This window comes from Streptomyces sp. NPDC050423 (assembly GCF_040655445.1).
In the GTDB taxonomy this organism is placed as follows: Bacteria; Actinomycetota; Actinomycetes; order Streptomycetales; family Streptomycetaceae; genus Streptomyces.
This window is the reverse complement of sequence record NZ_JBFAJY010000042.1, coordinates 41,105-63,453: the sequence shown is the minus strand read 5'-3', so window position 1 is coordinate 63,453 and position 22,349 is coordinate 41,105. Positions and strand designations below refer to the sequence as shown.

Here is a 22,349-nt window from a genome sequence, read left to right as displayed (position 1 = left end):
CGCGGCTGACGAAGGGAATCGTCCTCATGAGCGCAGCAACAGCCGACGCCGCCCCGCAGCGGCCGGTCGTCGCCGTCCTCGGCACCGGAATCATGGGGTCGGGAATGGCGCGGAGCCTGCTCAGGGCCGGGCTGGAGGTCCGCGCCTGGAACCGTACGCGGGCCAGGGCGGAGCCCCTCGCCGCGGCCGGCGCCACTGTCACCGATACGGCGGCGCAGGCCGTACGCGGCGCCGACGTCATCCTCACCATGCTCAACGACAAGACCTCCGTCGCCGCCGCGCTCACCGCCGCGTCCGACGGGGTGCACCGCGGCCAGGTCCTGCTGCAGAGCTCCACCGTCGGACCGGACGCCTCGGTCGAGCTGGCCCGACGCGCCGCGGACCTGGGCCTCGTCTACCTCGACGCCCCGGTCTCCGGAACAAGGCAGCCCGCGGAACAGGGCGCGCTGACCGTCTTCGTCTCCGGACCGTCCGCCGCCCGCGGGGCGGCCGGACCCGTGCTCGACGCGATCGGACAGCGCACGGTCTGGGTCGCCGAGGAACCGGGTGCCGCCTCCAGTCTGAAGCTTGTGGTCAACACCTGGGTGATCAACATGGTGGGCGGCGTGGCGGAGTCCCTCAACCTCGCCGAGGGGCTGGGCGTGGACCCGCAGCTGTTCCTCGACGCGGTGAAGGGCGGCCCGCTCGACTCCGGCTATCTGCACGGCAAGTCCGCCGCGGTCCTGTCCGGTGACCTCACCCCGAGCTTCGCCCTGAGCACGGCGCTCAAGGACACCCGCCTCATCCTCGACGCCGCCGAGCGGACCGGCGTCCGGCTGGATCTGACCGCGGCCTCGGCCGCCCGCTTCGAGCGCGCCGAGGCGGCCGGGCACGGCGGCGAGGACATGATCGCCACCTACTACGCGGGCCGGGCCACGGAGCAGGACGGCGGCTGAGCCGGCCGGACAGTCCCGGCCCACCCGGGCGCGGGGCGGCGCGATCAGCGGCCCGGATCCGGCCGGTCCGGCAGCAACTCCCGTACCAGAGCGCCCACCTGGTCCGTCTCGGTCAGGAACCCGTCGTGGCCGTGCGGCGACTCCACGATCCGGGCCCGGTCGGCGCCGGGCAGCAGCGCGGCCAGCTCCGCCTGCTGGGCGGGCGGATAGAGCCGGTCGGAGTCGATGCCCGCGACCAGCGCGGGCATCCGCGCCCCGCGCAGCGCCTGCGCCGTGCCGCCCCGTCCGCGCCCGACGTCGTGCCCGTTCATCGCCTCGGTCAGCGTGACGTAACTCCCCGCGTCGAAGCGGTGCACCAGTTTGGCCGCGTGATGGTCGAGATACGACTCGACGCGGTACCGCCCGCCCTGCCGGGGGTCTTCGCCCGGCTGTGCCTCACCACCGAACCGGGCGCCGAACTCCGGCTCGCTGCGGTAGGTGACGTGGGCGATCCTGCGGGCGAGGCCGAGGCCCCGGTGCGGGCCCTCGCCGGGTGCCGCGCCGTGGTAGTGGCCGCCGCGCCACGCGGGGTCGGAACGGATCGCGGAGATCTGTACGGAGCCCCAGGCGATCTGCTCCGCCGAGGCCGCGGCCGGCGCCGCGAGCACCAGCAGCGACCCGGTGCGCTCCGGCCGGCCGACGGCCCATTCGAGCGCCCGCATGCCGCCCATCGACCCGCCGACCACCGCCGCCCACCGGCCGATGCCCAGCGCGTCGGCCAGCGCCGCCTCGGCCGCCACCTGGTCGCGGACCGTCAGATACGGGAAGCCACCGCCCCAGCGCACCCCGTCCGGGCGCCCGGACGACGGACCGGTGCTGCCCTGGCAGCCACCGAGCACATTCGGCGCGACGACGAACCAGCGCTCGGTGTCCAGGGCCTTGCCGGGGCCGACCAGCGCGTCCCACCACCCGTCCGAGGGATGGCCGGGCTCCGCGGGCCCGGCCACATGGCTGTCCCCGGTCAGGGCGTGCAGCACCAGGACCGCGTTGGAACCGTCGGCCGCCCGGCGCCCCCATGTCTCGTACGCCAGTTGCACGCCGGGCAGCTCATCGCCCGACTCCAACGGCAGCGCCCGGTCCAGGCACACCCAGGAGCGACGGCCCGGCGGATCCCCCTCCCGCCGGCCTCCGGTGGCCGGCGGGAGGGGGACCGCGGTGGAGGGGGCCGTCCGGTTCAGGACGCCGCCTTCGCGGCCCTGAATCCGGCCTCCAGATCGGCCTTGAGGTCGTCCACGTTCTCCAGCCCGACGGAGAGGCGGACCAGCCCGGCCGTCGCTCCGGTGGCGGCGAGCTGCTCCTCGGTCAGCTGGCTGTGCGTGGTCGACGCCGGATGGATGATCAGGCTGCGCACGTCACCGATGTTGGCGAGGTGGCTGAACAGTTCGACCGCGTCCACGAACCGCTTGCCTGCCTCCACCCCGTCCCGTAGTTCGAAGGCGAGCACGGCACCGGCGCCACGGGGCAGATAGCGGCGCCCCGCCGCGTACCACTTGCTCGATTCGAGCCCGGCGTAGTGGACGGCCGACACCTCGTCGCGGCGCTCCAGCCATTCGGCCAGCGCAAGCGCGTTCGCGGTGTGGCGCTCCAGCCGGAGACTCAGCGTCTCCACACCTTGCAGCAGCAGGAAGGCGGAGTGCGGGGAGAGCGCGGGGCCGAGGTCGCGCAGGAGCTGCACCCGGAGCTTGACCGCGAAGGCGCTGGGGCCGAGATCCGGCCAGTAGCGCAGACCGTGGTAGCTCGGGTCGGGGGAGCTGAAGTCCGGGAACCGCTCGGCGTGCGCCCCGAAGTCGAACGTACCGCCGTCCACCACCACACCGCCGATGGTGGTGCCGTGCCCGCCGAGGAACTTGGTCGCCGAGTGGATGACGACGTCCGCGCCGTGTTCGATCGGACGCAGCAGGAACGGCGTGGGCACGGTGTTGTCGACGATCAGCGGCACCCCGGCCGCGTGCGCGGCGTCGGCGACCGCCCGGATGTCGAGGACGTCACCGCGCGGATTGCCCAGCGTCTCCGCGAACAGCGCCTTGGTGTTCGGCCGGATCGCCGCCGCCCATGCCTCGATGTCGTCGGGGTCGTCGACGAACGACACCTCGATGCCGAACCGGGGGAGCGTGTGACGCAGCAGGTTGTACGTGCCTCCGTACAGCGAGGTGGACGACACGATGTGGTCCCCGGCACCGGCCACCGTCAGCAGGGCGAGGGTCTCGGCGGCCTGTCCGGAAGCGAGGGCCACCGCGGCGACTCCGCCTTCCAACGCGGCGATCCGCTGCTCCAGGACGTCCTGGGTGGGGTTGTGGATCCGGGTGTAGATGTTGCCGGGCTCGGCGAGCGAGAACAGGTCCGCGGCGTGCTGGGTGTCCCGGAAGACGAACGACGTCGTCTGGTAGATCGGCACGGCACGCGCGCCGGTCGCCGGGTCGGGGACGGCCCCGGAGTGAATCTGCTTGGTCTCGAACGACCAGGCGGCACCGGGGTCCTGACGGTCCTGACCCTCGGGGGTGTGCCCTGCGGTGACGGAGTCTACGGGCTGGCTCATGGTGTTCCTCTGTGGATCTCGGTGCGGGCGTGGTCAGGCACCGGTGCGGGCGGGCCGCGGGCACGCCGAAGCCAGAGCGGTGCTTGAGGCGGGAGTCAACGCTGCGGAGGCGTCCGTGCAGGTCAGTTGCTCAACGGAGCGCGGTGCGGCGGCTACACGCCGAGGATGCGAGACGACCCAGATCGACGTGGCGCCGCGAGACGAGTGTCACGGTCGCGGGCATGCGGCGAGCGTGTCAGCGGGACCGGTGCGCGTCAACCGCCCTGGGGCGCCGCCGAGTCGTCCGCAGGGGCTGTTCGAGGCGTACGCGGCAGTGGACGCGGGCCGGTGTCGCGCTGCTCCCGCACCATGCCTGACCTGTACGGACGCCCACGGAACAGCCGACTGCCCGGACCACCGGGAGGAACCGGTGGTCCGGGCAGCCGGCGTCGCCGGATTTCATCCGGCCGCAACAACAGCGGCTCGCGGCCGTCGTTCAGCGTGCCGCCGGGACCTCGACGATCGAGCGGCCCGCCCAGGACGGGGCCGCCTCGGTGAGCGCGACGAGGTGTTCACGTACCTGGTCGGGGAAGGGTGCGGTGCGTCCTGCCCGCTGATCCACGTGGAGGGCGAGCAGCTCGGTGGTGGCCACGGGCTCGGCGTCCGGGCCCGGTTCGGCGTCCTGCTGCGCGTCCGGCCCGAGCACGTACAGCTCATGGGTGAACCGGGTCTTCTTCGCGTCGGCCCCCAGCACCCGGGTACGGACGGCGAGCCGGTCGCCCTCCGAGACGTCGCGCAGATACCGGATGTGGGACTCGACCGTGTACAGCGAACAGCCCGTGCGCTCGCGGTACTCGGAGTGCAGACCGGTCTCGATCATCATCCGGTCGGTCGCGAAACCGAAGACGAGTACGTAGAACGCCTCGCTCATATGGCCGTTGTAGTCGATCCACTCCGGGCGCACGGTCTCCCGGTGCAGCGGCAGCGCACTCACTTGGCCGCTCCCTCGGTGCTCCGGTCGGCGAGCCGGCCGGTGGCGCGCAGGACATTGATGACGCCGCGGTCGCGTTCGGCGACGAGGTCGGCGATGCTGCGGCCGTCCGCCGCCTCGTCGCAGCCGCGCACCACCGCGTCGTACAGCTCCCGGTCCAGTTCGGGGGCTTCGAGGCGCGTCCACGGAGCCTTCAGGGAGGGGCCGAAGTGGTCCAGCATGTGGGCCATGCCGCCTTCGCCGCCAGCGAGCGCGAAGGTGAGCATCGGCCCCATGCACGCCCAGCGCAGCCCCGGGCCCTCGGTGATGGACGCGTCGATCTCCGCCACGGTCGCCTCACCGTTGGCGACCATGTGCAGGGCCTCCCGCCACAGCGCCTCCTGGAGGCGGTTCGCGATGAAGCCGGGGACCTCGCGTTCCATCGTGATGACCGACTTGCCGGCGACCTCGTAGAAGCGGGACGCCCAGCTGACCGCGGACGGTGCGGTCAGCTCGCCGCCCACCACCTCGACCAGCGGGATCAGATACGGCGGGTTGAACGGGTGCCCCACGACCAGCCGTCCGGCACCAGCGGCCCGGGTCTGCATGTCGCTCATGGGGTAGCCGGACGTCGAGGACGCGATCACGACCCCCTCGGGTGCGGCCGCGTCGAGGCGGGCCAGCAGATCGCGCTTGAGCTCCAGCTTCTCCGGAGCGCTCTCCTGGACGAACTGGGCGTCGGACACCGCCTCTTCGAGCGTGGCCACGACCGTGAGCCGGTCCGGTGAAGCCCCCTCGGCGAGGCCGAGCTGTTCCAGCGCCGGCCAGGCGGCGGTCACCAGCCGGCGCAGCTTCTGCTCGGCGTCGGGGGCCGGGTCCCAGGCGGTGACGTCGTAACCACGGGCCAGGAAGTGCGCGACCCAGCCACCACCGATCACTCCGGCGCCCACGCACGCCACCCGGCGTACGTCCTCCGGGGCGCAGGGCGCCGGGGCGGCCGGTGCGGGCTGGACAGCGGGCGCGGGCACGGCGGTTCGTGCGGGCTGGGCGGGCTGTGCGGCGTTCATCGTGCGTTTCTCCAGAACGGGTGGGGGAGTGGGACGGGGCGATGCGCGGGCCGGTCAGCTTCGGGGCTTGAGTCCGAGCCGCTGCCGGGCCTCGTCCGGGGTGGCGACCCGGGAGCCCAGCGACTCGGTGATCTGCACGGCGCGCTCCACCAACTGGGCGTTGGTGGCCTTGACGCCCTTGCCGAGATACAGGTTGTCCTCAAGGCCGACCCGGACATGGCCACCGAGGAGGATCGACTGAGCCACCCACGGCATCTGCATCCGGCCCAGCGAGAAGCTCGCCCACTGGGCGCCCTCGGGCAGCATGTTGACCATCGACTGGAGAACGCCGGGGTCGGCGGGCGCCCCCCACGGGACACCCATGCAGAGCTGGAAGACGGTCGGGGCGTCGAGCAGTCCCTCGGCGAGGAGCTGCTTGGCGAACCACAGCTGCCCGGTGTCGAAGATCTCCAGCTCCGGCCGTACGCCCAGCTCCTGGATGCGGCGGGCGCCGGCCCGGAGCATGTCGGGGGTGGAGACGTACAGATTGCTGCCGTCGCCGAAGTTCAGGGAACCGCAGTCCAGCGTGCAGATGTCCGGCAGCAGGTCCTCGACGTGGGGGAGGCGTTCGAGCCCGCCGACCAGGTCGGTGCCCGGCAGCTGCCGCAGCGGGGCGTCGGGGTCGATCACCAGATCGCCGCCCATCCCGGCGGTCAGATTGATGACGACGTCGGTCCCGGTCTCCTTGATCCGCTCGACGACCTCCCGGTACAGGCGGGGGTCGCGGGACGGGGCGCCGGTCTCCGGCTCACGGACATGGATGTGCACGACAGCGGCCCCGGCTCCGGCCGCCTCGACGGCGGAGCGGGCGATCTGCTCGGGGGTGACGGGCACATGGGGGCTCTTGCGGACCGTGTCCCCGGCTCCGGTGAGGGCACACGTGATGATGACGTCCTGGTTCACGGGCATGCGGAAGCGGCTCCTGAATCGAATGGGATCGAATGAGATCTGATGAATCGAATGAATCGAAGGGGAAAGGGACAGGCGCAGAGCGGTGGGGAGAGGAAGGCGGGAAGTCAGACGGCGGTCAGGGTCGCGTCCACGTATCGGAGAAGCGCACCGTGCATGTCCTCGGCGCTGGTGCCCGCTTCCCCGGGCGTCGTCGCGAGCACCTGGGAGGCCAGCCCGTCGATGAGGGCGGTGAGACTCAGCGCGGCCGCCTCCGGGTCGACCGGCCGGAAGACCTCCTGCGCGACGCCGCGGCGTATCACCTCGGCGACCGTGGCCCGCCACTGCCGGTAGTACTCGACGTGGAGTTCACCGACCGCGGTGGAGCGCGCCGCCTCGGCCCAGAGATCGAGCCAGACGCTCCACTGGCGGCGCTGCTGCGTGGTGTAGGGCGTCTGGAGCTCGATCAGCAGGCGGAGTTCGTCGCCGGCGTGGTCCGTGTCGGCGGTCCCGGCCGCCCGTCTGGCGGTGTCCTCGTCCATGCACCAGCGGGCCGCCGCCTCCAGCAGCTCGTCCCGTCCGGGGAAGTGGTAATGGATGGCGGCGGTGCTGGTCCCGCAGGCTTCGGCGATGTCCGAGACCCGCACGGAGTGGAACCCGTGCTCCGCGATCAGCCGGACGGTCTGCCGGACGATCTGGAGCGGTCTGCCGCTGTCCGCCGCCGGCCGCGCGGCAGAGCCGTTGCGGGCGCGCCGGGGGCGGACGGCCGGCGGCGGGGCATCGGCCTGCTGCGAGGGCGCCGCGCCGTGTTCCGCGTGCGCCCCGAGCAGCCAGCCGGCGTCGACCTCCGCGATGTCGGCGACCCGGGCCAGCTCGGCCGTGGTGAAGCGACGGGTGCCGCCGAGCGAGCGCGAGAGCTTCGACGGATCGATGACCATCTGCCGCGCGAACTCGCGCTGACTCACTCCGGCGTCCCGGATCACCTGTCGGACCCGCTCGGCCACCTCATCGTGCTGCATGGTCAGCCACCGTACCCACATGTTGAGGGAATCTCAACGTCGGGTTCGATCAATGTGCCGCTGGCGTGTGCATTGAGGTGCTGACTGATGTGTCAGTCAGTTCATTCGTCGACGAGCATCCCGTTTCGGAGCTTTCCGAGGATCCGGCTGATCAGACGGGACACGTGCATCTGTGAGATGCCGAGCTCCACACCGATCTGCGACTGCGTCAGCTCCTGGCCGAAACGCATCTCCAGGATGCGGTGCTCGCGTGCGTCCAGATCGCCGAGCAGCGGCGCCAGCGTCTGCAGGTTCTCCACCGTCTCCATGGCGGGGTCCGCCTCGCCGAGCCCGTCGGCGAAGGTGCGTCCCGGAGTGCCGTTCCGGCCGGTGTCCGTCGCGTCGGTCGGCATGTCCAGGGACCCTGCCGTGTATCCGTTGGCCGCGACGATGCCCTCGGTCACCTCGTCCTCGGTGATCCCGAGGTGCCCGGCCAGCTCCTGGACCGTGGGATCGCGGTCGAGCTCCGTGGCCAGGGACTCCTTCGCCTTGGCGATGTCGACGCGCAGCTCCTGGAGCCGGCGCGGCACGTGGACCGCCCAGGTGGTGTCACGGAAGAACCGCTTGATCTCACCGACGATGTACGGAACCGCGAAGGAGGTGAACTCGACCTCGCGGGACAGGTCGAACCGGTCGATCGCCTTGATCAGCCCGATCGTGCCGACCTGGACGATGTCCTCCATGTCGCCGCTGCCGCGGTTGCGGAACCGGCCCGCGGCGAACCGGACCAGCGAAAGGTTCATCTCGATCAGCGTGTTGCGCGCGTACTGGTGGTCGGAGGTGCCCTCTTCCAGTGCCTGGAGCCGGTCGAAGAACAGCTTCGACAGCGCCCGCGCGTCCTTGGGCGCGATCTTCCCGGCGTCCTCGATCCACGGCAGTCCGTCCGTGGCCCCCGAGGCGTCCCCGGCCGTCGTACTGCCGGTCACCCCCCTCATCTCCGTGCTGTCCACCATGAACGCCACGTCCGCTGCGGCCGGCTTCCCTGTCGCCGTCGACCGTGCACTCTCCGCTCGTTCCGCATCGGCGGTCTGCGCAGTGTGCGCCGTCATCTCGTCACGCTCCCCTGGTCGTAGGCCATGAGGTATAGGCGTATGCCCGCAGGCAGTGTGCTCATGCGGGGAAGTGAGAGTTGATCAGGTCACAACGTGGCGATGGCCGAGAATCGACGTGATCCTTCGGCGTGTCTGTGCAAGGCCGTGCTGCCGGCAGCGGAACCGCCCCACCGGTACGGGGGAGCCCGGTGGGGCGGTCGTCACCAGAGTGCCACAGGCTCGGGTGCGATGGGCGCCGACCGGCGCATATCCAGCGGTAGTTGAGTTGAAATCGACGGTGCCCCGACCGGCGGCCCGTGCGCGGGGCGGTGTCAGTCGCGCGGGTATCCGACGATCGTGTGGGTGACCGCGGGGGAGTCCTCGGTGGTGTAGTAGTGGCTGCTGAGCCCCGAGAACCGGGCGGTGTCGCCCGCCTCCAGGAGATGGGGAACATCGTTCACCACCAGCGTCACCTGGCCGGACATCACCAGGACGTACTCCACCGAGTCGGCGCCGTGCGAGCTGACTTGGCTCTGCGCGTGCGGGTGCAGGCGGGTCCGGTAGATCTCCATGCGGCCCTGCTCGTGGCCGGAGTACAGCAGGGTGACTGAGGTCTCGTCCTCCGGTTCGACCAGCTCGGCGGCGCGGACGATCTCCGGGCGGAGCAGCGGCTGGCGCAGCAGATCCGTGCAGTTGGTGCCCAGCGCGTCGGCGATCCGGACCAGGACATCGACCGTCGGATTGGCTTCGGCCCGCTCTATCTGGGACAGCAGCCCCTTGCTGACGCCGGTCGCGGCCGACAGTTCGCGCAGGCTCCAACCGTGCTTCAGCCGTCGGCGGTTGAGATTTCCGGCCAATGACGTCCGCACCCCGGCGGAGCCGGGCCGAGGGGTCTCCGGGGCAAGCGGCGGCGCGGGACGGTCGGTGGTGGCGGGCGGCTCGGACACGGTTCCTCCTCGCTCCAGGTGCCAGGGCGTGTTTCGAAAGTAGCGCCGTCCGCCCGCCGGGCAGGCGGGACTTTGCGAAACACGGCCTAGGCGCAGGTCAGCGGCACACTCTACCGGTGCGGCCGGCGGACGGTCAGTTTCCGTCGGTGCTCTCCGCACGGCGTGGCAGCGCGTCGATCATGCGCCGGGTCCAGGGGTGTCGCGGGGCGTCCAGTACGGCGGCCGGGGTGCCCTGCTCGACGATCCGGCCCTCGTGCATGACAGCCACCCGGTCCGCGATCTGCCGCACCACCGCCAGGTCATGGGTGATGAACAGCACCGCGAAGCCCTCGACGCGCTGGAGCGAGGCGAGGAGGTTGAGCAGCTGGGCCTGGACCGACACGTCCAGCGCCGCCACCGACTCGTCGCAGATCAGCAGCCGGGGCCGGGCGGCCAGCGCCCGTGCCAGGGCCACCCGTTGACGCTCACCGCCGGAGAGCGCGGCGGGACGGCGCGAGGCGTACGAGGCGGGCAGCCCGACCTGCCCGAGCAGATCGGCCACCCCGGTGGCCGAATCGCTCCGCTCCCGCCCCGCCGCGGCGGCCAGCGCCTCGCGCAGGGTCGCGCCCACGGTGCGCAGTGGGTTGAGCGAGGAGTACGGGTCCTGGAAGACGATCTGCACCTGCTCCGCCAGACGCCGCCGGTCCGCGGTGCCGGGGCGGCGTCCGGCCGGCAGGGCGACACCGCCCACGGAGACCGTGCCGCCGTCGAACGTCTCGAGACCGACCGCGATCCTGGCCAGCGTCGTCTTGCCCGAACCGGACTCGCCGACCAGGGCCGTCACGGTGTTCCGCGGCACGGTCAGACTCACCTCGCGCAGGGCGGCCCGGTCCCCGGCGGACGAGCGGAACGTACGGTCGACGGAGGTGGCCACCAGGGCGGCGTCCCGCTCCGGCGGCCCGGCGGAGCCCCGGCCCGACACCGGTTCCGGTGAGGCGGTCTTCCGGAGCGCCGGCCCGGTGAGGGAGGGGCCGATCCCGTCGATCCGCACACAGGCGGACATGCGCCCGGTCCCGTGCCCGGCGCCGGACGGAGGCGCGAGCACGACCGGCCCGCTGCGGCACACCTCGGCCGCGTGCGCGCACCGCCCGGCGAACGGGCAGCCGGCGCCCCGGGACCCCGGCGCGGGCACGGAGCCCGGGATGGCGGGGAGCTCCGCGAACCGTTCACGCACCGACGGCTCGGAGGCCAGCAGTCCCGCCGTGTACGGGTGCCGGGGGTCCGGCTCCAGCTCGTCCGGGCGGCCGTGCTCCAGCACACTGCCCGCGTACAGCACGTACACCCGGTCGCAGGAGGAGAAGGCGACCCGCAGATCGTGGGTGATCAGGACCAGGCCCATCCGCCGCTGCCGCTGGAGCCGGCCGAGCAGGTCGAGTACGGCACCTTGGCTGGCGGCGTCCAGCGCGGTGGTCGGTTCGTCCGCGATCAGCAGCTCGGGGTCGCCCGCGAGGGCCGCGGCGACCGCCACGCGCTGCCGCATGCCACCCGACAGTTCGTGCGGGTAGCGGTCGGCGACATCGGGGCCGAGTCCGACCTCGGCGAGCCGCTGCTCCACCGCCGCCCGGCGGGCCGTCCTGCCCGGACGCCTGCGGTTGCCGCCGTCGAGGTCGCGCAGCCCGTCCGCGATCTGGCGCCCGCAGGTGAGCTGCGGGTGCAGCATGGTGAACGGGTCCTGCATGAGCAGGGTGACGCGCCGGCCACGCAGGGCGTGCCGCTCGCGCGGCGACAGGGTGAGGACCTCCTGGCCGTCGATCCGCACGGACCCGCCCGTCACCGCGGTTCCCGACGGCAGCAGACCCGCCACGGCCCGCATGGCGAGGGACTTGCCGCTGCCGGACTCACCGACGATACCGATGCACTCGCCCGGCCCCACCTCGAGCGAGACGCCGTCCAGGATCGGGACCGGCCCGTGCGCCCCCGCCGTCGCGCTCACCCTCAGACCGTCGACGGCGAGCAGCGGGCCGGTGGCCGGTGCGGGCGGTGCGGTACGGCTGTCCGTCGCCGGGCGCGCTGCCATCAGGACCTCCCACGGTCGGAGAACGCCTCGAACAGCCGGTCGCCGAGGAGGTTGAGGGCCACGGCCGCAGCGATGATGAGCACCGCCGGTGCCAGGGCCGCGGAGGGGTTGTCGTACAGCAGGGTGCGGTTCTCGGCGAGCATCCGGCCCCAGTCCGGGGCGCCCGGCGGTACGCCGAGCCCGAGGAAGGAGAGCGAGCTCAGCGCGACGATCGCCCCGGCGAAGTTCAGCAGGGTGTTGGCCACGACGACGGGCAGCACATTGGGCCAGATGTGCCGGGTCATCACCGTGAAACGGGAGAGCCCGAGAGTCTCCGCCGCTTCGACATAGGCGCGGTGGCGCTGTTCCAGCACGGCCGAGCGCACCAGCCGGATGTCGGCCGGTGAGGTCAGTACGACCAGTACGCCGACGGCCAGCGCGTACCCGCCACCGCCGATGCCGGCGACGACGATCGTCACGAGCAGGGCCGGCAGCGCCAGCAGCAGATCGGCCCAGCGCCGCACGACGGTGTCGATCCAGCCGCCCCGGTACCCCGCCAGGAGCCCCAGCACATTGCCGATGACCATGGAACCGAGGGCCACCAGCGCGGCACCGGCCAGGGTGCTCCGTGCTCCGGCGACCACCATCCCGGCGATGTCCCGGCCGAGTTCATCCGTTCCGAGCGGATGACCGCCGCCCGGCATGGCCGCGCCGGTCGCGAGATCCTGGGCGTCCCAGTCCGGCAGGAGCAGCCGGCCCACGGTGGCGGCCAGCGTGAACAGCACCAGCAGCACGGAGCAGCAGACGGTGAGAGGGGAGAACCGGCGGCGGGCTGTGCGGGTCTTCATCGGTCCTCCTCCGTACGGGCGCCGGCCGGGCGGGCCGCGGCGGTCGCCGGCGCTCCCCGGGCCGCCTTCGCCGCCGGTGCGGTCCGCAGCCGGGGGTCCAGCAGCGGCTGTACGAGATCGGTCACCAGGTTCGCCAGGCAGACCAGGGCCGCGATGAGCAGCGCCTCGGCCTGGACGACGGGCACGTCCCGGAAGGTGACCGAGTCGACGAGCAGGGAACCGAGGCCGGGCAGCGCGAACACCTGCTCCACCATGACCGTTCCGGCGAGGAGATAGGCGAGGACCAGACCGATCCCGGTGAGTACGGGGACGACGGTGCCGCGCAGCACGTACCGAAGGAGGATGTCCCGCTCCCGGACACCCCGGGCACGGGCGAACGTGACGTGCTCCCGGTCCAGTTCGCTGATCACCGCGGCCCGGGTCAGTTTGAGCAGGACGGCGGTGACGGCGAGTCCGAGCGCCAGGGCCGGCAGCACCAGGTGCGTCAGCCGGTCGGTGCCCGATCCCTCGCCCGGCCCGTATGCCGGGAACCAGCCGAGCATCAGCGCGAACACGTAGATGAGCAGCAGGCCGCCCGCGAACGCGGGGGTGGACAGTGCCACCACGCCCAGGCTCTGCACGGCCCGGTCCACGGCCCGCCGGCTGCGCAGGCCCGCCAGAACCCCCAGCGGCAGGCCGAGGAGCAGCGCCACGACGAAACCGAGGCCGACCAGCTGCCCGGTGAGCACGAGCCGGTCGCCCAGCGCGGCCGCGACGTTCTCACCGGTACGGATCGACGTACCGAGGTCGAGGTGGACGGCGTCGCTGAGCCAGTACCAGTACTGGACGGCCATCGGGCTGTCGAGGTGGTAGCGGGACCGGACGGCGGCCAGCGCCTCAGGGGTGGCGCTGCGCGGCCCGAGCAGTGTCCGGGCCGGATCGCCCGGGGCGGCCTGCAACAGGGCGAACACGGCGACGGACAGCACGACGAGCAGCCCGAGCGTGCCGCCGAGGCGCCGTACGACGAGCCGGGCGGGAAGAGCGCTCCGCAGCCGCGAACGGGCGGTGGCCGTCATCGCTCGCCTCCGGCCGGGGCGGCGGAAGCCGGGCGGGGGGTGGCCGGGCCGGACGGTGCCAGGGGGGTGTCACCGTCCGGCCCGGCCATGGAAGCCATGCCGGGGATCGGCTCGGGGGAAGCGTCCCCCGGCACGGCGGTTCGGTGGGCGGCCGGGGGCCGCGGGGCCAGGTGGACGGCGAGCCACTCCTCGACCCGGGCGGCGGCGTCGAGGAGATGCCCGCCGTCGGTGAACTCGTGTCCTTCGTCCGGGTAGACGTACAGCTCGACCGGGGCGCGTGCCGCCCGCAGCAGCGAGCGGTACAGCTCGTGCCCCTGGCCGACCGGAGTGACCCGGTCCGCGGCACCGTGCACGATGAGCGTCGGGGTTCCGCTGCCGCCGAGGGCGAAGACGGGGGAACGCCGGATCAGTTCGCCGGGTGCCTCCGGGCCGCCGATCCCGTAGGTCCGGTCGTAGCCGCCGCCGATGTTGCTGGTGTGCGTGAAGCTCAGCCAGTCGGTGGGCGCGGAGACGACCACCGCCGCCCTGAAGACGTCGGTGCGCGCCGAGGCCTGGGCCGCCAGGAAACCGCCGTAGCTGTGTCCCAGGACGGCGGTCCGGTCCGGATCGGCGAGCCCGGTGTCCACGAGGTGGTGTACCCCGGACAGCACGTCGTCCAGGTCGGCGCCGCCGACATCGCCGATCACGGCACGGGCGTGTTCGAGCCCCCGGCCGCTGCTGCCGCGCGGGTTGGGCAGCAGCACCAGATATCCGGCGGCGGCCAGCGCGGGGGCCAGCCCCAGTACATCGCCCGGCGCGTACGACGCGGACCAGAGCCAGGCGGGTCCGCCGTGCAGGAGAACGGCGAGCGGCCGGGGCCCGGCGTTCTCCCCGCTGGAGAGCAACAGCCCCTGCACGGTGCGGCCGTCGGGGGCGGACCAGTCGGTGCGTTCCGTACGGACGCCGGCGAGGGCCGGGTCGGCAGGGGTGTTGAGCGCGGTGACGGCCGCCCAGTTCCAGGCGTCGGGGCCCTCGGTGCGGGAGACCACGGCCTCGGCCGGGCGGCCCGGTGCGTCGAGCACGGTGGCGGCCAGCCGCTGGTCGCCACTGAGCGACAGACCCGGCTGGAAGCCGGCCCCGCCGAGCGTCACGGCCGCCGACCAGAGTGGGCCGGTGCGGTCTCCGGTACGCCCGGCACGGGAGCCCGTCCCGTCCCAGCCCGCGAACCACAGCGAGCGGGGCGCGGATTTCGCGCCGTCGTCGAACCGCAGCCAGGTCGCGTCCTCGACGCCCGGCACCGATTCGGCGCGCCCGGACTCCAGGTCGACCACGACCGGGCGTCCGGACACGATGGAGATGCCTTCGCAGACCGCCGCGGACCGGCCGTCGCCGCTGAGCGCGGGCGCGCCCAGCTGTCCCCGCGGCACGTACACCGTCCGGGCCGTGCGCGCGCCGAGATCCAGGGCGGCGAACCTCGCGCCGTAGTACCCGGCGGGCAGCGTGTCCTCGCAGACGGTGGCCACGGCGGTGTCCCCGCCGCGCCAGGCGACGTTCCACACGGTCAGTCCGTCCGGCCCGGCCTCCCTCATCGAACCGTCCGCGAGATCGACGAGATACAGCGAACGGCGGCCGGTGCCGGGGGCGAAGCGCTCCGGTGACGGTACGGCTCCGAGCCGGACCGGCAGGCCGAGGTTCATCCCGTCGCGTTCGGCGCCGTCCCGGGCGCAGAGCAGCAGCGCCCGGCTCCCGTCGTCGGACACCAGCAGTTCCTCGACCGCGCCGGGTACGTCCGCCACGGTGCGCACGGCTCCCGACTCCGTGTCCAGGGCCGCCAGCCGCACCTCGGTCCCGGCCGGTCCCGCGCCTTCGGCGATGTGCAGCAGCGTCCGGGAGTCCGGCAGCCAGCGCGGGCTGTGACGGTCCGTCGCAGCAGCCGGTTCCGACGGGGCGAGGAACACGTGCGGCCGGACATCCGCGTCGGGCAGCAGCCCTGCGGGAACCGGCGCGAGGACCAGCCCGGCCCGTTCGGGTCCGGCCGTGGCCACGGCGACGGCCCGGCCGTCCGGGCTGATCCGGGCCTCGACCGGATGGACCAGTCGCAGCATGGCCTCGCGGACCCGCCGCACGGTGATCGCGGCGTGCCGCTGCGGCGTGCTGGACGCGGCGGGACTGGGCATGGTGATCCGTTCTGATGCGGGAGCCGGGGAGGGGCGGGCGGCGGGTCAGGCGGCTTTGCGGATCCGGGTCGCCCACGGTCCGATGAAGGTGAACGGCCCTGGATCGGGCAGGACGAGCTCCTTGGACAGTGCGGTCGCGGTCTTGGCCCACCACAGGGGGAGGTAGGGCAGATCGGCGCCGGCCGTCTGCACCGCCTTCATCAGTTCCCGGGCGCGGACGTCCTTGTCGGCGGACGCCTTCGCGGTGTCGAGCGCGGAGTTGACTGTCCTGTTGTCGTAGTGCGCGATGTCCGTAGCCGTGGCCGCGCCGTTGAGATACGGGTCGGCCAGCTCGGCCGGGTCGCCGGTGACGGGGAAGTACCACAGGAACTGCAGCGGCTGCTTGCCGGAGCCGAGCTCCGCCACCCACTGCTCCAGGGTGATCTCCTTGACGTTCAGCGTGATGCCGAGCTTCTTGAGCGAGGCGGCGAGTGCGAGCGCCGCCTTGCCCAGCTGCGGACCGCTGCTGGGGTAGTGGAGTTCGGCCGTGAAGCCCTTCGCCACCCCGGACCTGTCCAGTTCGGCACGTGCGGCGTCCAGGTCGTACGGCACCGCGGGGATCGCGTCGTAGCCGGATCGGACCTTCTCGGCGGACAGCAGATCGCCCCACATGTCGCGGGAGGGCAGCGCGTCGGCGACCTCGGCCCGGCCCTGCAGGATGCCCTTCACCATGCCCTCGCGGTCGGTGGCGTGGGCGATGGCGCGGCGGACCCGGATGTCGTCGAACGGGGCGGCGGTGGTGTCGAACGCCAGGGACACCACGGAGCGGTCGCCGGTGTAGGTGACACGCGCGCTCGACTCCCAGCCGTGGGCCTCGTCCGACGCGAGGTTGAGGGCGCCGTCCACCGCGCCCGACTTCATCGCGACCAGCCGTGTTCCGGCGTCCGGCACGAAGGACAGCTTGAGCTTCCGCACGGCGGGTTTCTCGCCCCACCAGGCGTCGTTGCGCTCCAGCAGTACGTGGTCGTCGGCGGCGAATTCGGTGATCCGGTACGGGCCGGTGCCGAGCAGCAGTGTCTTCGGGGTGCCGACGCGTCCCGCGTTGCGGGTGAGGAAGGCGCGGCTGCTGACGAGGAGTCCGCCCGCGGTCGTCGTCCAGGCGAACATCGCGTCGGGCGCCTTGAGACGGATCGTCACCTCGTGGTCGCCGGTGGACCTCACCGACGAGACACCCGCGTAGGCGTATCCGAGGGCGGAACCGTTCTCCGGGTCCCGGATGGCCTCGACGGAGGCCACCACGTCGTCCGCGGTGAACGGGGCGCCGTCGCTGAAGGTGACACCGCGGCGCAGCGTGAAGACGTACGTCCTGGCGTCGGGCTGCCGCCAGGACGTGGCGAGGCCGGGTGCCAGCTTGCCGGACGGGTCGACCGAGAGCAGGGACTCCTGGGCCAGCACCGCGACCAGGTAGTTCAGCACACCCGACTCCCGGCCCACGTCGAGGCTGGAGATGGAGGAGGGCAGGGCGAGTACGAGACTGCCGATCGGCACGTCGGCGCCCAGCGCACCGGTCGCCGGTCCCTCCGGCCCGGTGCCCGTCCCGTTCGCGGGCGGGGGCGCACAGGCTGCGAGCACACCGGACGCGGCCAGGACGCCCGCACCCGCACCGGCCAGGCGCAGCAGTCGGCGTCGGCTGAGGTTGCCACCCGGTTCCGATGTCATCGGGAACCACCCATCTCGCATCTGTCCATTGAAACTGCCCAACTGGGCGTGGACAGTATCCGAATGGCCTAAGGGCGTCAACGGACGGTTGATGAGTGCCCACGGTGTGGACATGTCGTGGGGATGTATCAGGACATCCCGGAGAGGAAGGCGGAAGAGGGGTGACCTCGCTGCGACCGGTCGGAACCCCTCTCCGGGTGACGATCCGCCGGATCAGCTCGGGGACCCACTCGGCGTACTCGGTCCCGGGCCCGCCCCCGTGCCGGGCGCGGCGTGGTCGCCCGGCACCGGACCGCTTCCGTTGCGGCCTCGTGAATCCGGTGCCCCGAGGGAATACCCGCACGCGGAAGGGCCTTCCTGCTGCTGTGGGGACCCGGGTGGCCGGGTGCCGGGGACAGGAGAGTGGGAGCTCATGCCGAAGGCGTACGTGTTCACCCGCAACGGCGGACCCGAGGTGGAGGCACTCGTCGAGCAGGACGCTCCGGTGCCGACTCCCGGGGAACTGCTCGTCGCCGTACGGGCGGCGGGGGTCAACCCGGTCGACTGGAAGCTGCGCACCGGGTACACCGGACCCGGCAGTCAACCGCAGCCGTTTCCCACCGTCCTCGGCAGCGAGACCGCCGGGGTCGTCCAGGCGCTCGGTCCGGACGTGGAGGGATTCGCGGTCGGCGACGAGGTCTTCGGCACTCCGGTGACCGGTGGGTACGCCGAGTACACCCTGCTGCCCGTCGCAGTCACCGCGCACAAGCCGGCCGGGCTGTCGTTCACCGACGCCGCGGCATTGCCGGTCGCAGCGGCCACCGCGTACGACGGGGTCCGCCGGCTCGCCCCCGCCCCCGGTTCGACGCTGCTGGTCACCGGGGCCGGAGGCGGCGTCGGGAACGCGCTGGTCCAGCTCGCGGACCACGCCGGCGTCCGGGTCTTCGGCGCGGCGAGCGCGGCCAAGAAGGACTTCGTCGAATCGCTCGGCGCGGTGCACGTCGAATCCGGCGCCGGACTGGCCGACCGGGTACGGGTGGTGGCCCCCGGCGGCATCGACGCGATCTTCGACCTGGCCGGCGGCGACACCCTGAGGGAAGTGGCGCCGCTGCTCGCCGATCCCGCAGCGCTCATCAGCGCCGCGGGCGAGCCCCTGCCGGTCGAGCTCGGAGGTGCGGCCGTCGCCCGCGCCCGCACGGCGGCGGTGCTCGACGAAGTGGCGGACCTCGTCGTCACCGGGGTCCTGCGGACGCACGTCACCCGGACCTACCCGCTGACCGGGGCGGGCGAGGCGCTGCGCGCCGTCGAGAGCGGCCATGCCCGCGGGAAGCTCGTGATCGAGGTGGGCGCATGACCCCGCCGCGGTCCTCCGCCGGCGGCGCGCATCCGCTGGACGACCCGGTCGGCACCTCGCTGACCGGCCCGCACGCCCGTTTCGCCGAACGCCGCGGCCGGATCCTGCGCTACCCGGCCGATGTCACCCCCTGGGCCGCCGTCCCGGACCGGCCGGAGGCCGCCGACTGGGCCGATGCGGCGGCGCTCGCCGGCCCCGGGGGATCCGTCACCCTCACCGCCTTCCGTGAGCCGCCGCCGGCCGACTGGGAGGTGACCTTCCACGCCGAGGGCGTCCAGCTCGTCGACACGGGTGTCGCGGCTGCCCCGGACCCGGAGGCCGTCCGGCTCGGACCCGCCGATGTGCCCGAGATGCTCGACCTGGTCGCCCGCACCCGTCCCGGGCCGTTCCTGCCGCGGACGGTCGAGCTCGGCACCTATCTCGGTATCCGGCGCGAGGGGGTACTGGTGGCGATGGCCGGGGAACGGCTGCACCCGCCCGGCTGGAGCGAGATCAGCGGCGTCTGCACCGACGAGTCCGTAAGGGGACAAGGACTCGCCACCCGGCTGCTCCTCGCCGTCTCCCACGAGATCAGGGAACGCGGCGAGACGCCGTTCCTGCACGCCGCGGTGGCCAACGTCCACGCGGTGCGGCTCTACGAATCCCTCGGATTCGCGCTCCGCCGCCGGACGTCGTTCCTGGCGGCGCTCGCACCGGACGGCGCAGGCGCGCACCCGGCGCCGGGGGAGGCGGCCGGCGCCGCGGCCCGGAACTGAGAGCCGGAGCCGCCGGTCGGCCGGCGGGACGTCCGTCCGGGACTTCCGGCCCGGAACGCGGCTCTCCGCCCCGGCCGGGGACCTTCGGCGTGCCGCCTGAGGCCGAAAGCCCCGTGCGCCGTTGGTCCGGTCCGGGTGGACTGGAAGAGAGTGCCGGGACACGCCCGGTGACTGCGGGAGGAGATGGCCGTGACGATCGGGGTACAGCGTCCGTCGACGACGCGCGGTGCGCAGGCGGCGATCGACGCGGGGGAGCGGGCGGCCGTCCGCTCCCGGATCGGCACCCCGGCCCTGCTGGGCGGCCTCGTCCTGCTGTCCCTGGGCGTGGCGGGGCTCGATGTCCTCACCGGTGACGACCTGCGGCTCATCCCGCTGCTGGTCGTGGTGCCCGCGCTCGTCTCGGTCTTCTGCACGGTCCGGCAGACCGTCGCCGCCGCGATCTGGATCATGCCCATCGTCGTCATCTCCCGGCTGGTGTCCGGCGGCACGTTCTGGGACATCACGAGCGGTGTCTGCTTCACCGTGCTGGCCTGCGCGGTGGGCGTCGGGGCCTGTTCACTGAGAATCCGGCACGTCACCGAGATCGCCAGGCTGAGGTCGGCCGCCGTCGCCCTCCAGCGGCAGATCCTGCGCCCGCTGCCCGTACTGACCGACCAGGTCCTGGTGGACGGCATCTACGCGCCGATCGAGGAGGACCGGCTGGTCGGCGGCGACATCTACGAGGTCGTCCAGTCCCCTTACGGCACCCGCGTCATCATCGGTGACGTGCAGGGCAAGGGCCTTGCCGCCATAGGGGTCGGCTTCGCTGCGCTCGGCGCCTTCCGGGAGGCGGCCATCCGTGAGCCCGCCCTGACCGGTGTGGTGGACGCGGTCGAGGACGCGGTCGCCCGGCACAACGCCTTCTCCGCCCAGACCGGCGAGATCGAGCGCTTCGTCACCGCGCTGGTGCTCGGCCTCGACGGGGAGGGCCGGGTGCAGGCCGTCAACTGCGGCCACCTGCCGCCCCGGCTGCTGCACGAGGGGGTGGCGGCCGCCGTTCCGCTGCGCCGTACGTCGGTGCCGCTGGGCATGGCGGAGCTCAGCAACGAGGCGCGGGCCGCCGAATGGCTGGACCTCCCGCCCGGCGCGACGCTCCTGCTGTTCACCGACGGAGTGACCGAGGCCCGTGACGCCTCGGGAGCCTTCTATCCGCTGGACGCACGCCTGAGCGGCTGGACCCGGCTCGCCCCCCGCGAGCTGCTGGACACGCTCCACGCGGACCTGGAGGCGTTCTCCGGTGGCGTGCGGCGCGACGACATCGCGGTGCTCACGCTGCGCGGCTCGTCGTACGGCGGCCGCCACCGCCCCGCCACGGCCGGCGCCGACGCACGGCGGGCCGCAGAGGCGTTCAGCGGGCGGTAGGCGCGGCCCCGAAGCCGAATGGCGGCCAGGAGCAGCGAGGCGCACACCCTTCGAGGTGTCCCGATGCGGCATATGTCGCAACGGGACATTATTGGGTGTACGGTGCGGTCATGAACCGGGAACGGAAGACCCCGGAGAGGCGGAGCCGCAAGGCCCGCCGGACCCGGGACACGCTGGCCCAGGCCGCGTTCGAGCTGGTGCTCGACCGGGGGCTGAGGGAGGTGACGGTCGAGGAGATCGCGGAGCACGCGGATGTCGACCGCCGCACCTTCAGCCGGTACTTCACCAGCAAGGAAGCCGCCGTCCTGGACTCGGTCCGGGGTGACGGCGACCGGATCAACGACGCCCTGCGGGCCCGTCCCGCCGACGAACCACCGCTCACCGCGTACCGCGGGGCCGTCCTGGACTGGCTGGCGGACCCGGAGGCGGAGGCCTGGCACCGCCGCCCGAGGATTTTCGACCTGCTGGTCCTCGCGGAGCGGGAACCGACCCTCTACGCGGCGTTCCACCACATCCGGGTGGACGCCCAGGAGGACTCGGTCGCCATCGTCGCGCAGCGGCTGGGAACCGACCCGCGGCTGGACATCCGTCCCGCCGTCACGGTCGCCGCCGGAGCGGGAGCGCTCCTCGCCGCCCAGGCCGCCTGGGTGCGCGGAGGCTGCCCCGAGGAGCTGCCCCGGCTCGTCGAGCAGGCATTCGACGCCCTTTCGGGGGAGCTGTTCGCACGGCTCCCCGCCGGACCGGCGTCACACAGCACCACGGAAGGAAACGGAACATCATGAGCACCACCCCCACCACCACTGACCAGGAATTCGCCGGACGCACGGCCCTCGTCACCGGAGGAGCCTCCGGCATCGGACTGGCCCTCGCCCACAGGCTGGCCGCCGCCGGCGCGTCGGTGGTCGTGGCCGACTACGACGAGGAGAGCGCCCGCAAGGCGGTCGCCGCGCTGGAGAGCACCGGGGCCAAGGCCGCGGCGGTCGCCATGGACGTCACCGACCCCGCCTCCGTCGAGGCGGGCGTGCGGTTCGCCGTCGACACCTTCGGAGCCCTGCACCTCGCGGTCAACAACGCGGGCATCGGCGGCCCGAGCAGCCCGACCGGCGAGTACGCCGTCGAGGACTGGAACCGGGTCGTCGCCACCAACCTCAGCGGCGTTTTCTACTCGATGCGCTACGAGCTTCCCGCGATCGTCGCCGCGGGCGGTGGCGCCGTCGTCAACATGTCGTCGATCCTCGGCACCAACGGCTTCGCCGGATCGCCCGCCTACGTCGCCGCCAAGCACGGCGTCGTGGGCCTCACCAAGACGGCGGCACTCGAGTACGCGGCGCAGAACGTCCGCGTCAACGCCGTGGGGCCGGGCTTCATCGACACCCCGCTGCTGCGCAACACCGACGGCCCCGCCCGCGACCACCTCATCTCGCTCCACCCGGCCGGACGCCTGGGCACCGCGCAGGAGGTGGCGGAACTCGCCGCCTTCCTGCTCTCCGACCGCGCCTCGTTCATCCACGGCAGCTACCACCTGGTGGACGGCGGCTACTCCGCCTCCTGAGCGGAGTACGGGGGCTTCGGGGGGCGA

Annotated in this window: 20 protein-coding genes; 6 read left to right on the top strand and 14 right to left on the bottom strand. The window is 72.9% G+C overall.

The genetic code is table 11. The features are described 5' to 3' along the window. The first annotated feature begins 26 nt into the window (after window positions 1–26). Window positions 27–935 (top strand): NAD(P)-dependent oxidoreductase, encoded by a 909-nt coding sequence (locus AB0I52_RS26940; protein ID WP_363076798.1) that lies wholly within the window; start codon window positions 27–29, stop codon window positions 933–935. 44 nt (window positions 936–979) lie between these two features. Here the strand turns inward: AB0I52_RS26940 and AB0I52_RS26935 are convergent, their stop codons facing one another. The 14 genes from AB0I52_RS26935 to AB0I52_RS26870 all read right to left on the bottom strand — a co-directional run bounded on the left by AB0I52_RS26935 (window position 980) and on the right by AB0I52_RS26870 (window position 17,281). Beyond that, a complete protein-coding gene (locus AB0I52_RS26935) occupies window positions 980–2,152 on the bottom strand; it encodes a homoserine O-acetyltransferase (protein ID WP_363076828.1) in 1,173 nt (390 codons plus the stop codon). Then, on the bottom strand, window positions 2,149–3,510 hold the full coding sequence (locus AB0I52_RS26930; RefSeq protein ID WP_363076796.1) for a bifunctional o-acetylhomoserine/o-acetylserine sulfhydrylase: 1,362 nt from the start codon (window positions 3,508–3,510) through the stop codon (window positions 2,149–2,151). Before AB0I52_RS26930 ends, AB0I52_RS26935 begins: the two co-directional genes overlap by 4 nt. Before the next feature lie 130 nt (window positions 3,511–3,640). Continuing rightward, complete coding sequence (locus AB0I52_RS26925) at window positions 3,641–3,733, bottom strand: putative leader peptide (protein WP_363076794.1); 93 nt, start codon at window positions 3,731–3,733, stop codon at window positions 3,641–3,643. Window positions 3,734–3,985: 252 nt separating this feature from the next. Further along, a complete protein-coding gene (locus tag AB0I52_RS26920; protein WP_363076792.1) occupies window positions 3,986–4,483 on the bottom strand; it encodes a thioesterase family protein in 498 nt (165 codons plus the stop codon). After that, window positions 4,480–5,526 (bottom strand): 3-hydroxyacyl-CoA dehydrogenase NAD-binding domain-containing protein, encoded by a 1,047-nt coding sequence (locus AB0I52_RS26915; RefSeq protein WP_363076790.1) that lies wholly within the window; start codon window positions 5,524–5,526, stop codon window positions 4,480–4,482. Before AB0I52_RS26915 ends, AB0I52_RS26920 begins: the two co-directional genes overlap by 4 nt. A 54-nt stretch (window positions 5,527–5,580) precedes the next feature. Beyond that, window positions 5,581–6,474, bottom strand: coding sequence for a 3-keto-5-aminohexanoate cleavage protein (locus AB0I52_RS26910; protein ID WP_363076788.1), 894 nt, complete (start codon window positions 6,472–6,474; stop codon window positions 5,581–5,583). A gap of 107 nt (window positions 6,475–6,581) precedes the next feature. Further along, window positions 6,582–7,472 (bottom strand): TetR/AcrR family transcriptional regulator, encoded by an 891-nt coding sequence (locus tag AB0I52_RS26905; RefSeq protein WP_363076786.1) that lies wholly within the window; start codon window positions 7,470–7,472, stop codon window positions 6,582–6,584. A 101-nt stretch (window positions 7,473–7,573) separates the two neighbouring features. Continuing rightward, on the bottom strand, window positions 7,574–8,437 hold the full coding sequence (locus AB0I52_RS26900) for an RNA polymerase sigma factor SigF (protein WP_363076784.1): 864 nt from the start codon (window positions 8,435–8,437) through the stop codon (window positions 7,574–7,576). A 437-nt stretch (window positions 8,438–8,874) separates the two neighbouring features. After that, on the bottom strand, window positions 8,875–9,489 hold the full coding sequence (locus AB0I52_RS26895; RefSeq protein ID WP_363076782.1) for an XRE family transcriptional regulator: 615 nt from the start codon (window positions 9,487–9,489) through the stop codon (window positions 8,875–8,877). Between the two features lie 133 nt (window positions 9,490–9,622). Further along, a complete protein-coding gene (locus tag AB0I52_RS26890) occupies window positions 9,623–11,545 on the bottom strand; it encodes an ABC transporter ATP-binding protein (protein ID WP_363076780.1) in 1,923 nt (640 codons plus the stop codon). Next, a complete protein-coding gene (locus tag AB0I52_RS26885) occupies window positions 11,545–12,372 on the bottom strand; it encodes an ABC transporter permease (RefSeq protein ID WP_363076778.1) in 828 nt (275 codons plus the stop codon). The genes AB0I52_RS26890 and AB0I52_RS26885 overlap by 1 nt, the downstream gene beginning before the upstream one ends. Continuing rightward, window positions 12,369–13,427 (bottom strand): ABC transporter permease, encoded by a 1,059-nt coding sequence (locus tag AB0I52_RS26880; RefSeq protein ID WP_363076776.1) that lies wholly within the window; start codon window positions 13,425–13,427, stop codon window positions 12,369–12,371. The genes AB0I52_RS26885 and AB0I52_RS26880 overlap by 4 nt, the downstream gene beginning before the upstream one ends. Next, on the bottom strand, window positions 13,424–15,583 hold the full coding sequence (locus AB0I52_RS26875) for an alpha/beta fold hydrolase (protein WP_363076774.1): 2,160 nt from the start codon (window positions 15,581–15,583) through the stop codon (window positions 13,424–13,426). Before AB0I52_RS26875 ends, AB0I52_RS26880 begins: the two co-directional genes overlap by 4 nt. 45 nt (window positions 15,584–15,628) lie before the next feature. Then, window positions 15,629–17,281, bottom strand: coding sequence for an ABC transporter substrate-binding protein (locus AB0I52_RS26870; RefSeq protein WP_363076772.1), 1,653 nt, complete (start codon window positions 17,279–17,281; stop codon window positions 15,629–15,631). Window positions 17,282–17,693: 412 nt separating this feature from the next. Between AB0I52_RS26870 and AB0I52_RS26865 the strand changes: the two genes are divergently transcribed. From AB0I52_RS26865 to AB0I52_RS26845, 5 genes are all read left to right on the top strand, one after another. Then, window positions 17,694–18,614: an NADP-dependent oxidoreductase gene (locus AB0I52_RS26865; RefSeq protein WP_363076770.1), complete on the top strand. Its 921-nt coding sequence runs from the start codon at window positions 17,694–17,696 to the stop codon at window positions 18,612–18,614. Further along, complete coding sequence (locus AB0I52_RS26860; protein ID WP_363076768.1) at window positions 18,611–19,369, top strand: GNAT family N-acetyltransferase; 759 nt, start codon at window positions 18,611–18,613, stop codon at window positions 19,367–19,369. The genes AB0I52_RS26865 and AB0I52_RS26860 overlap by 4 nt, the downstream gene beginning before the upstream one ends. Before the next feature lie 240 nt (window positions 19,370–19,609). Beyond that, window positions 19,610–20,770: a PP2C family protein-serine/threonine phosphatase gene (locus AB0I52_RS26855; RefSeq protein ID WP_363076826.1), complete on the top strand. Its 1,161-nt coding sequence runs from the start codon at window positions 19,610–19,612 to the stop codon at window positions 20,768–20,770. 110 nt (window positions 20,771–20,880) lie between these two features. Next, window positions 20,881–21,552 (top strand): TetR family transcriptional regulator, encoded by a 672-nt coding sequence (locus AB0I52_RS26850; RefSeq protein ID WP_363076766.1) that lies wholly within the window; start codon window positions 20,881–20,883, stop codon window positions 21,550–21,552. Next, window positions 21,549–22,322 carry an SDR family NAD(P)-dependent oxidoreductase gene (locus AB0I52_RS26845; protein ID WP_363076764.1) on the top strand — a complete coding sequence of 258 codons (774 nt, stop codon included), beginning with the start codon at window positions 21,549–21,551 and terminating at the stop codon, window positions 22,320–22,322. The genes AB0I52_RS26850 and AB0I52_RS26845 overlap by 4 nt, the downstream gene beginning before the upstream one ends. Window positions 22,323–22,349: the final 27 nt, after the last annotated feature.

Bases quoted from the DNA above. Each gene is read 5' to 3' on its own strand.
- AB0I52_RS26940 (WP_363076798.1), top strand. From the start codon at position 27: ATGAGCGCAGCAACAGCCGACGCCGCCCCGCAGCGGCCGGTCGTCGCC.
- AB0I52_RS26930 (WP_363076796.1), bottom strand. From the start codon at position 3,510: ATGAGCCAGCCCGTAGACTCCGTCACCGCAGGGCACACCCCCGAGGGT.
- AB0I52_RS26925 (WP_363076794.1), bottom strand. From the start codon at position 3,733: ATGCCCGCGACCGTGACACTCGTCTCGCGGCGCCACGTCGATCTGGGT.
- AB0I52_RS26915 (WP_363076790.1), bottom strand. From the start codon at position 5,526: ATGAACGCCGCACAGCCCGCCCAGCCCGCACGAACCGCCGTGCCCGCG.
- AB0I52_RS26910 (WP_363076788.1), bottom strand. From the start codon at position 6,474: ATGCCCGTGAACCAGGACGTCATCATCACGTGTGCCCTCACCGGAGCC.
- AB0I52_RS26905 (WP_363076786.1), bottom strand. From the start codon at position 7,472: ATGCAGCACGATGAGGTGGCCGAGCGGGTCCGACAGGTGATCCGGGAC.
- AB0I52_RS26890 (WP_363076780.1), bottom strand. From the start codon at position 11,545: ATGGCAGCGCGCCCGGCGACGGACAGCCGTACCGCACCGCCCGCACCG.
- AB0I52_RS26885 (WP_363076778.1), bottom strand. From the start codon at position 12,372: ATGAAGACCCGCACAGCCCGCCGCCGGTTCTCCCCTCTCACCGTCTGC.
- AB0I52_RS26880 (WP_363076776.1), bottom strand. From the start codon at position 13,427: ATGACGGCCACCGCCCGTTCGCGGCTGCGGAGCGCTCTTCCCGCCCGG.
- AB0I52_RS26875 (WP_363076774.1), bottom strand. From the start codon at position 15,583: ATGCCCAGTCCCGCCGCGTCCAGCACGCCGCAGCGGCACGCCGCGATC.
- AB0I52_RS26870 (WP_363076772.1), bottom strand. From the start codon at position 17,281: ATGACATCGGAACCGGGTGGCAACCTCAGCCGACGCCGACTGCTGCGC.
- AB0I52_RS26865 (WP_363076770.1), top strand. From the start codon at position 17,694: ATGCCGAAGGCGTACGTGTTCACCCGCAACGGCGGACCCGAGGTGGAG.
- AB0I52_RS26860 (WP_363076768.1), top strand. From the start codon at position 18,611: ATGACCCCGCCGCGGTCCTCCGCCGGCGGCGCGCATCCGCTGGACGAC.
- AB0I52_RS26850 (WP_363076766.1), top strand. From the start codon at position 20,881: ATGAACCGGGAACGGAAGACCCCGGAGAGGCGGAGCCGCAAGGCCCGC.
- AB0I52_RS26845 (WP_363076764.1), top strand. From the start codon at position 21,549: ATGAGCACCACCCCCACCACCACTGACCAGGAATTCGCCGGACGCACG.